The organism is Bacillus sp. JJ864 (genome assembly GCF_036963045.1).
GTDB classification, from domain to species: Bacteria; Bacillota; Bacilli; order Bacillales; family Bacillaceae_G; genus Bacillus_A; species Bacillus_A pseudomycoides_C.
Genome location: NZ_JBALLY010000020.1, coordinates 115,328 through 124,721, shown reverse-complemented (window position 1 = coordinate 124,721; position 9,394 = coordinate 115,328). Strand labels below are relative to the sequence as shown.

Genomic DNA, 9,394 nt, shown 5'->3' with positions numbered 1-9,394 from the left:
ATCTGAAGTGTTTTTGTTAGATATAGAGTATAAGTTTCTATATTTGGATATGATCAAAGAAGACTTCAACGTATATTTTTTTAAGCGGTGTGTTGAAGTGGATTTTGATATTTTTGAGTAATGCCAAGAAAAATGGTGAATATTTGGTATACCAATGTGTCTTCCTGCCATTTTTTGATAGGTATTCGAACAATCTGACAAGAATGGGTACCATGTCTCGACAGGACGAAAAAAGCACATCGCGTATACTAAAAAATAAATATGTATGATGTAAGACGCTTGTTTGTAATGTGTTCGTTCGGGTTTGTCCATATGCATTATCATTACTTGCCGCATGATCTACATCTATTTGAAGAAAATTACCAGATAATAAATCATACTCTTTCGTTTGAAATCTTCTTCTATAGATGGGTTTGAACAAATGTTTTGGTGAAAGAGTTGTAAAAATATTTGTTGAAAAATTGAACAGTACGAGAGGCAAAACGTTGATTTAGGCCCTCGGGAGATAAGAAAACGCGCCTGTTAATTCATTTAATTTAGTATAAAGGCCAGCTAAAGATTCTGTTCCAATTGTTTTGCTTAAAAAGACACATAAAGAAACGATAGCCTGTGCTTTATATTTTCTTGCGCGTTGAATTATTCCTGTTTCTCGTGCAAGTGATTCTAAAAAAGAAAGTGAAAATTTGCTTTTTAGTTCCTGTTCTAATAATTGAAGTTCTTCTATAAGATTCATTGCAGTCATAAAAATAGCCATTCTTTCATGGATATCTCATGAAGGGATGGCTATTTTTGTTTGAAATTATACACAAGTAATCTTAACTTGATGGTTATGGCTGAAATAGCTCTTTTATATATATCGATACTTCGACACAGTATAAAAACTCTTCGACAATATGCGCCATGATTGCCTATACTCCCAGTAGTTCTTTCAGCTCGTTTGTAGATAGTTCTGTAATCCAGTTTTCACTTGTGATAATTGCATTATTGAGCGATTGTTTTCGTTCGAGCATTTCATCAATTTTTTCCTCAAGTGTTCCTGTTGTAATGAGTTTATGCACATGGACAAAGCGCTTTTGTCCGATGCGATAAGCGCGGTCTGTCGCTTGGTTTTCAACGGCAGGATTCCACCAGCGGTCGTAATGAATAACATGGTTGGCTGCAGTTAAGTTCAGTCCTGTTCCGCCTGCTTTTAAAGAGAGCAGGAAAATGCCGTGTTGTCCGTTTTGGAACTGTTCAATCATTTTATCGCGCTCTTTCTTCGGTACACTGCCGTTTAAGAAGATGACGCGCTCTCCAAAATGTTCTTCTAACAATGTTTGCAGCATATTTCCCATGCGAATATACTGCGTGAAAATGAGGCAGCTTTCATGCTGATCCCGTATGTTTTCAACGAGTTCTAATAATGTTTCTGTTTTCATAGAACGACTGGTTAAGTTTGCGGGTAGCTCTTCTTTTAAATAAAGAGCGGGATGGTTACAAATTTGTTTTAGTTTATTTAACATGAGCAAAATAAAGCCGCGGCGCTCAATGCCTGTTAATCCTTCTACATTCTTTAACGTGTCTTGAACGAGTTGTTCATAGAGCGATGCTTGTTCTGCCGTTAACGGACAGTATGCTTTTTGCTCTTGTTTGTCTGGTAAGTTCAAGGCAACGGATTTATCTTGCTTCGTGCGGCGCAGTAAGAACGGTGCGATTAAGCGCTGCACTTGCTGAATCTTTCTTTCATCGCGATCTTTTTCAATCGGCGTTACGAATCGGCGCTGGAACTGCGGTAAACTGCCAAGATAGCCGTGATTTAAAAAGTCAAAGATAGACCATAATTCTGATAAACGGTTTTCCATCGGTGTTCCTGTTAAAGCGATTTTATGATTTGCTTGTAACTTTCGCACAGCACGTGATTGTTTTGTGTGCGGATTCTTTATATTTTGCGCCTCGTCGAGAATAATCGCATCCCAGCGCTGTGAGCTGAGTTCTTCCTCATCAAGCTGCGTGAGTGCATAGGATGTCAAAATTACATCGGCGTCTTGCATAAAAGTGGACAAATCTTCTCCCTTTGCCCGGTTGCCGCCGTAATGGAGTTTCACTTGTAAGCTCGGTGCAAAGCGCTCGAATTCTTTTTGCCAGTTACCGAGAACAGATGTAGGCGCCGCAATAAGCGCTGGGCCTGTTTTTAGGTTGTGTTCTTTTATATATAGTAAGTAAGTAATTGTTTGGATACTTTTCCCAAGTCCCATATCATCGGCTAGCAACGCACCAAATCCAAGCTCTCGTAAATAGAGGAGCCACTCGACCCCTTGTTGCTGGTATGGTCGTAACGTTGCTTGTAAGGAAGGTGGTACTTGTATAGATGGAATCTCTCCGATGTGCAGCAATCTGTCGAACAGCTTGTCATAATAATCATCGAGTTCGATTTCCATATCTGCAAATGGACTTTCTTCTTCAATTACTTCTGTTTCTGCTCCGCGAAGTAATTGCTGCTGTACGACGTCTTTCATTTCGAGCCCGTATTTGTCTGCTTTCTTCATCAGTTTCTTCACTTCTTCGATAAAGGCAGGGTCAAGTCTCATCCATTGTCCATTTATATGGATAAGGCGTCTGTTTTGTTCAATAAGCGCGAGAAATTCCTTCTCTGATAAATGGATGCCGTTTGTAGAAATACGCCAGTCAAAATCTACGAGCGTATTCATGCCAAAGAATGCCTGTCCTGCTTTTGCATTATGTTTCACTTGGACGCGCAGCTTTGGTTTATTTGCTTTCAAGTTTTGCCACCATGATGGCAGTAAAATATCAATACCAGCTGCTAGCAATTCATTGCTGGATTCTGTTAAAAAGCGCCATGCTTCCGTTTCGTATAATTCACTTCGAAATAGATCATCTTCCATTAACCAAGGTACGAGTTTGCCGAAACCTTCTTGCGTTTCTGTAATACGTGCTTCATGGTTTAACCATCTTTTTGGCAGGGACTCAGTACCTTTATATACATATATTCGATGAGCGCCGCGCTTTGGTGTTAATATGGTTTCGAGCTGCCACGTTTCAAAATCACTCTCAGGTTCTTGGAGGCGGAGTCCAATTGCAAATGGTAGGTCATCTTCGATATAGCCGATTTTACGCAGCCAATCGTTTTCATGAATGGCTGTTTCGAGCTGTCTTTTTGTAAAGTCATAATGCTCATATAAGCGCTTTGCATCTTCCCACGCTGTGCCAGAACGAGTCTGATGGTGCAATGTTTCATTAACGGCTTCTGAAAACAGTGTTTGCACTGTTTCATCTATTCCTTCTTCATGAGCGATTTTCCAGGAAGGATATTGATGCCATTGTTTGATATCAGGAAGGAAGTCTCCTGTTGTGTAAGCTTCCCACATTTTTTCTGCCATTGGCGTTAGTTCGCTAATCGCTGCACTTGTTTGTAGTTTTGTAAATGAATTTACCGGCTTTTTGGCGATATATTCAAATGCTTGAGTAGCGTTTAAAATGATACCGCTCCGCTGTTCATACGTTCCTTCTTGCAGAAGTGTTCCATAGAAAGAAGAGGAGTGCCATGTGAACGCATGTTGTTTCCAACTGTTTAAAGGCAAACTGTTTCCTGTTTCATCCTCTGCCCAAAGAAACCAGTTTTGTTTCATTCGTTCGAGCCGAATGGTAATGTCAATTTGTGTTGTCATGGATCAACTTCCCTTTCCGCAGTTCTTCTTGTAATGCTCGCAGCCGTGAGTGAGAGGAGGCAATAATTATAATGAAAGACTCCCATTCATCTACCCGTTTGAGCTTTTTATAGAGTGTTCTTAGTTTCTTTAAGTAGCGAACAGCTCTGCGGTACGATTTGCGATTCTTTTCTTCAATAGCTTGCACTGCAGCATAATGATAGAGCGGAAGAGCAGCTTCCGGCGCTTCTTTTTCAACTTCTTTTAATGATTCTTTTAGCAATTCAATGGCTTCAAATCCATACAGTAAATGGAGCTCTGTCCATGTGTGATATTGCTTTTTGGTAAGTACATATTGCTCATAGCTGGTGAAGCTATGTGGTAATAATTCTTGAAGAATCATCTCATAGCCAGCTTGTTCGTTCGTATGCGTTGCATATGTTTCATACATCGCCATAAATAAGCGGACAACATCTTTCACAAAGTAGGAATCGTGCTCGGTCGTTATCGTTTCTTTCACTCGCTTGTAAGTGAAGGACAGCCACCCTTTTGCTCGTTCCCACTGCATGGAACTCAATAAATCTTCAAGCCAATCAAAGTAAAGGCCAACAACTTGTGGTGGCTGCGCTCTTAGTACATCCATGGCCTCTTTATCTTTTCGCTGTAGAAAGAGAAGATGAGCGGATGCAAGTGCTTTTGATAAAGGATGCATTTTTGTTTCAATCCGCTGCTGTTCTTCCTGTATCCAATCTGGTTCTACGAACAGCTCTCCCCATAGGTGGCGATAAATAAAAAATCGCTCCTGTGTATAAGAAGGAGAAGAGAAGAAGATTGTATGTAGCATTTCAGCGATGTGCTGCAGAAACGGTTGAAGTACATCTTGAAATGGTTCGGCTTTCAAATCCTGTACAATGCTTTCTATTTTATTAACAAAGAGCCTTACAATATTGAGTGGTTGATGATAAGAATAGAGTTTATCGGCTTCAAATGTTTCAATTTCTTTCAGTAGCTTCTGAAAAGAAAAGAGTGCTGCACTCAGTTTAAATAATTCGTGAACTGTAACAATGCGCGGTGCTTTTCGTTCAATTTTCATATAGAACTCTGTGAAAATGTTCATCAGAAAATACATTTGTTTGTATGAAAGACGTGCGTGTTCTTTAGCAAATGCATCGTATTCAGATTCGAAGTACGGAAGCCAGCTTTCATAATCTGTATCGTTAAAATCGGTCATTTGCAGCATTTGCCGTGCTGTGCGAATGGGCGGGAGCGCCGGTTTCGTTTTCTTTTTAAATAAAGTTAGAATGTCTCCTACTTGTCCAAAGCTTGAAGCTGCATATAGTAATACGGCGAGCATATGCTCACATTGCGTCGGTGAAAAGCAATCACAGTAACTTTCGGACACGTTTCGAATCGGAATATTAACACTATAAATATTTCCGTCATGTTCGATTGTTCCTGATAATGTGTATCCATCGAAATCAACGTTATACACGAGGCCACTACGATAGAGCTGAAGTGCATTTGATACTTGTTCTTTGTCAGCCGGTTGCTGTGGATCGAGTCCTTTCAAAAACTCATTGGCAATTTCCATAATTTCATCTTTCGTAATTGAATGTTGCAGCATAATGTTCCTCCGCGCAAAAAATTTCCTTCTTTTCTATTATAAAGTGAAACTTCCCTCAGTGGGAGTTTTGTTCTTTCCCACTGAGGGTTAGCCCATCCAATCGGGCTCTTATGGGCAGTTATCTCCTAATTTTTTCTCTTTCATTCAACTAAAAAGACTATCTCTCCTATGAAGAGGTAGTCTTTTGCTGTAATATGCTTTGTACATAAGGATCTTGCAAAATCATTTCGATTAAAGGAATCGTTTTATTTTTGAAGTGGAGTCCGGTATCGATTGGAAATGGTTTTTGGCTGCCAGGCTTGACGCCGTACTGTATGATTTTGTATTCTACGTTCTCGCCGTCCTGTAAGATGATGAGTCTATAACGGTTATCGTCATGCTCTAATGAAAAATCAATTGCAGTTGCATCGTAAGTAACTGCATCTTTATATATATACGGAGTTGGCGTACCAATCCAGTCAACGTTTGCATCTATATCCATATGAATGCCCCCTTTCTTCTATTATAAGAAAAATAAGAGCCAGCTCTCAACTGATGAGAGCTGGCTCGCTTTTTTTAGCAACAATAGTAATTAGTCTATAATTTTCACTTTTACAGTTTTACGTCCCCAGTTGTTTGCAGAGCTGTCAGAGCCTACTAAGACGTCGATACGATTTCCTTTAATTGCACCGCCAGTATCACCAGCAACTGCTTCGCCGTATCCTTCTACCCAAATTTTTGAACCAAGTGGAATGACTTTCGGATCAACAGCAACCATTTTCATGTTTGGATTTGCTGTTAGGTCATGCCCCATTGCAGTTAATACACGACCGCCATGTGTGCCGCCATTTTCGCTTGGATGAGCTGTGTAAGCGGTTGCTACAACTGTTAATTCACGGCCCTCAGCTGGCGCAGCTTTTGTTTCTGTAGCAGTCTGCGTTTCTTGAGCTTGAGCTGGCTGAGCTTTTGCCGGCGCAGGTGCTTGTTCTTGTACTGTTACGACAGGTGCATTACCTGTTAAGAAAGGAACATTTACATAAGCTGTTTTTCCGTTATATTCAAATTGTAACCAGTCGTTTTGAACTTGATGTGTTGTTTCGATCACATCATCTTTCTTTAATGTGCCCAAAATTTCTGAGTTTGTGTTTGCATCAGCGCGTACGTTTAATACGTTTGCTGTTACATAATAGATGTTTTTCGTAAAGTCTGCGCTTACGAATCCTTCTTTACCACTTAGGTTCACTTTTAGCCAACCGTTTTCTGTATTTTTAACATCTAATTTATTACCATCTAGTACTTTGCCTACAACTTTTGATTCAATATTTGGGTTTTCTCGTACGTTTAATACGTCTGTTTTAACAACTGTTTCTGCTTGTGCAGAAGAAGTGAAAATCCCAAGACCAAAAACTGCTACTGTTGCTATACCAATTAACTTTTTCATGAAATAGCCTCCAATGCTTTTGTTTTCGTGACCTCATTATAGCAACAGATTTTTGAGGAAAATGGGAAAACACACAATTACAAACCTTTCGTAACAGTTCATTAATACTTTGTAATATGAAAAGAAGTATAAAGAAAACGCTTTTTTCTTATGGTTTAAAGGATGCTATTACATATTTAATGATTGAAGAACGGAAATGAGATATTGCAAAGCAGTTAATCGTATTTCACTCATATTACAAAGCTATTATAGAAGTGTTGCGTAAATAGAGGATTTTATTAATTCACAAATAATATAGTTATAAAAATATAATTAGTTTGTGTTATTTTTCACAAATTATAGCTCGATTTTAAGAAAAAACATCATGTAATTGTTACAAAAAAAGAAGGTGTCATAGAACAAATTCGGCCTGTTTCATTTCTGTAATAGTACGTGAATGAGAGGATTAAGGGACTTGCCTCGTAACAGTTCTTTCTATATAAGTAAAAAAACGACATAAAAAGGGAAGGACGAGAGCATCTGGCCGTGCATAGAAGCGGTCAGAACCATTTTCTGCCACAAACGAGTTGTATGGTGCATAGTAGCGACTTAGGTTTCGAAAATTTTGAATGGCTATAGATACATGTCTTTGTAAAATGATCGCCGGTGAGAAGACAGATAGAACGAATTAGAAGCATTGTTGGGTATGGGATATTTAATTTTGTATGATATTTACAAAAAAGTGTCGAAAATGTGTTGTCACATCTTTCTATATGTGCTATATTATTTCCTGTAAGCGATTTCAATTTAAGTTTCATGGCAATCAAGGGGAGGACATCAAGAATAATGAAACGTTACGAACGAAAGTGGAAACATATTTGTTTAAAGCGTGCTACACAACGAGCGGTACATGAAAACGCAGAGCAGAAAATAGAGAAAACTACAGAGGAGCGAGAAAAGCAACTTGTCTCGCAAAAGTAGTATCCACTTTTTTTCGTATTTATGATAAGAAAGTATTACGTTCATTGGGGGATGGGCGTGAAGTAACTTTCAACTAAGGGGTATTAGTTCGATATATAAGTTTTACGGCTAAAACAAGTGCAGAGCATACGGCAGCTCTGTGCTTGTTTTTAACTTATTGTGTTTAGATCAGAACCAAGTATAAATAAAAAATCCATCTTAAGTAAAAAATGAACTTAAGATGGATTTTGTTTATTTATTAAAACATCATGCCTGCTACAGCAGCGTTTAAGAAGTTCGCTAATGTACCTGCAATTACCGCTTTAATTCCCAGTTGTGCAATTTGTTGACGGCGTGAAGGTGCAAGTGTACCTGTCACACCTAATTGAATCGCAATAGATGAGAAGTTTGCGAATCCGCAGATTGCAAACGCTAAAATAATGTTTGTTTTGTCAGAAAGTTCTGCCATATGCTTACCTAAGTTTCCGTATGCAACGAATTCATTTACTGCAAGTTTTTGTCCGATATAACCAGCAGCTTGAATCGCTTCATGAGGCGGAACCCCAATTAGTATAGCGAACGGAGAAAGGATGTAACCAAAAATTAGATCAAGGCTTAGTTTAATGTGGAACCAAGAACCAACCCATCCTAGTAGACCGTTTAATACAGCGATTAATGCGATAAATGCCATAAGCATTGCTGCAACGTTAATAACAAGTTGCATCCCTTCAGATGCACCGCGTGCTGCTGCATCAATAACGTTTGCATCTGTACGCTCTGTAGAAAGCTCTACCTCATTATTTACTTTTTCTGTTTCAGGCATCATTAATTTTGCAATTAATAAGCTTGAAGGTGCAGCCATAAGAGCAGCTGCAAGTAAATGCTCTAGCGGAATTCCCATTGCCGCATAACCAACAAGAACAGATCCGGCAACAGATGTCATACCGCTGACCATAATAGCGAAGAATTCACTATTTGTTACGCGCTCTAAGTAAGGTTTAATTAAAATCGGTGCTTCCGTTTGTCCTAAGAAAACAGTTGTAACAGCATTTAAGCTTTCTGTTCTTGAAGTTCCAAGAAGTTTGCTTAACCCGCCGCCAATAATTGTAATAAACCATTGCATAATACCAAAATAATATAATACGGCTACGAGTGCACTAATAAATACAATTGGAAGTAATGCTTGAATAATAAAGACGAAGCCCCAAGGCCCTTTTGGGTTAGCTAAACCACCAACAACGAATCCAATTCCCTCATACGAGAAATTAATAAGAGTTTGTACGCCGTCAGCAGCATGCTTTAAAACTGCTTTTCCTGCGTCCCATCTTAAGACGATGAAGGAGAAAGTAATTTGAAGTGCAAGCGCAATTGAAATTGTGCGCCAATTAATAGCTTTGCGATTGGAAGACAGTAAAACTGCAATTACCAAAATTCCAAGCACGCCGCCAATTCCCCATAAAACATTCATGCTTGTAAATCTCCTCTCTGAATTATCGAAACATTAAAAATAGTAGAATTGCTCCGTTTCTCTGAAAACATTATCTTATGTAACTTATCACACCAGACATCAGAGGTCAAACGTCTGTGGAAAAGTCAGAATAGGAAAACAATAATTGGAATCAACGCATATAAGATGAGCGATTGAGAAATGATATAAAGTCTAACATATACGTTGCCGCTGTGCAGAATAAAACATGACCAGCTGCTCTTACCTATATAAAAAGAAAAGGGTTTTATCCCGCTATTCGTGGGCAGTAATACTCCCAC

At 38.9% G+C, this 9,394-nt stretch carries 6 protein-coding genes and 1 pseudogene; 1 reads left to right on the top strand and 6 read right to left on the bottom strand.

Annotation, left to right across the window (positions count from 1 at the left end; all coding sequences use genetic code 11):
- Positions 1-142: 142 nt before the first annotated feature.
- The 5 genes and pseudogenes from V7024_RS04610 to V7024_RS04590 form a co-directional block, all read right to left on the bottom strand.
- Positions 143-742, bottom strand: a pseudogene (locus V7024_RS04610) (IS4 family transposase); the annotation flags it as partial.
- 166 nt (positions 743-908) lie between these two features.
- Positions 909-3,665, bottom strand: coding sequence for a DEAD/DEAH box helicase (locus tag V7024_RS04605; protein ID WP_335516282.1), 2,757 nt, complete (start codon positions 3,663-3,665; stop codon positions 909-911).
- On the bottom strand, positions 3,649-5,268 hold the full coding sequence (locus tag V7024_RS04600; RefSeq protein WP_335516279.1) for an SWIM zinc finger family protein: 1,620 nt from the start codon (positions 5,266-5,268) through the stop codon (positions 3,649-3,651). Before V7024_RS04600 ends, V7024_RS04605 begins: the two co-directional genes overlap by 17 nt.
- 166 nt (positions 5,269-5,434) lie before the next feature.
- Entirely contained in the window at positions 5,435-5,749 is a 315-nt protein-coding gene (locus tag V7024_RS04595) for a DUF3910 family protein (RefSeq protein ID WP_335516276.1), read from the bottom strand.
- Positions 5,750-5,839: 90 nt separating this feature from the next.
- On the bottom strand, positions 5,840-6,688 hold the full coding sequence (locus V7024_RS04590; RefSeq protein WP_335516273.1) for an SH3 domain-containing protein: 849 nt from the start codon (positions 6,686-6,688) through the stop codon (positions 5,840-5,842).
- Positions 6,689-7,513: 825 nt separating this feature from the next.
- Here V7024_RS04590 and V7024_RS04585 point away from each other — a divergent pair.
- Positions 7,514-7,648: a hypothetical protein gene (locus V7024_RS04585; protein WP_090918060.1), complete on the top strand. Its 135-nt coding sequence runs from the start codon at positions 7,514-7,516 to the stop codon at positions 7,646-7,648.
- A gap of 238 nt (positions 7,649-7,886) precedes the next feature.
- On the opposite strand, the gene V7024_RS04580 is transcribed toward V7024_RS04585, so the two are convergent.
- Complete coding sequence (locus V7024_RS04580) at positions 7,887-9,095, bottom strand: NupC/NupG family nucleoside CNT transporter (RefSeq protein ID WP_335516270.1); 1,209 nt, start codon at positions 9,093-9,095, stop codon at positions 7,887-7,889.
- Between the last annotated feature and the right edge of the window lie 299 nt (positions 9,096-9,394).

Excerpts from the sequence above, each read along its gene's own strand:
- V7024_RS04595 (WP_335516276.1), bottom strand. The coding sequence starts at position 5,749 with ATGGATATAGATGCAAACGTTGACTGGATTGGTACGCCAACTCCGTAT.
- V7024_RS04605 (WP_335516282.1), bottom strand. The coding sequence starts at position 3,665 with ATGACAACACAAATTGACATTACCATTCGGCTCGAACGAATGAAACAA.
- V7024_RS04600 (WP_335516279.1), bottom strand. The coding sequence starts at position 5,268 with ATGCTGCAACATTCAATTACGAAAGATGAAATTATGGAAATTGCCAAT.
- V7024_RS04580 (WP_335516270.1), bottom strand. The coding sequence starts at position 9,095 with ATGAATGTTTTATGGGGAATTGGCGGCGTGCTTGGAATTTTGGTAATT.
- V7024_RS04585 (WP_090918060.1), top strand. The coding sequence starts at position 7,514 with ATGAAACGTTACGAACGAAAGTGGAAACATATTTGTTTAAAGCGTGCT.
- V7024_RS04590 (WP_335516273.1), bottom strand. The coding sequence starts at position 6,688 with ATGAAAAAGTTAATTGGTATAGCAACAGTAGCAGTTTTTGGTCTTGGG.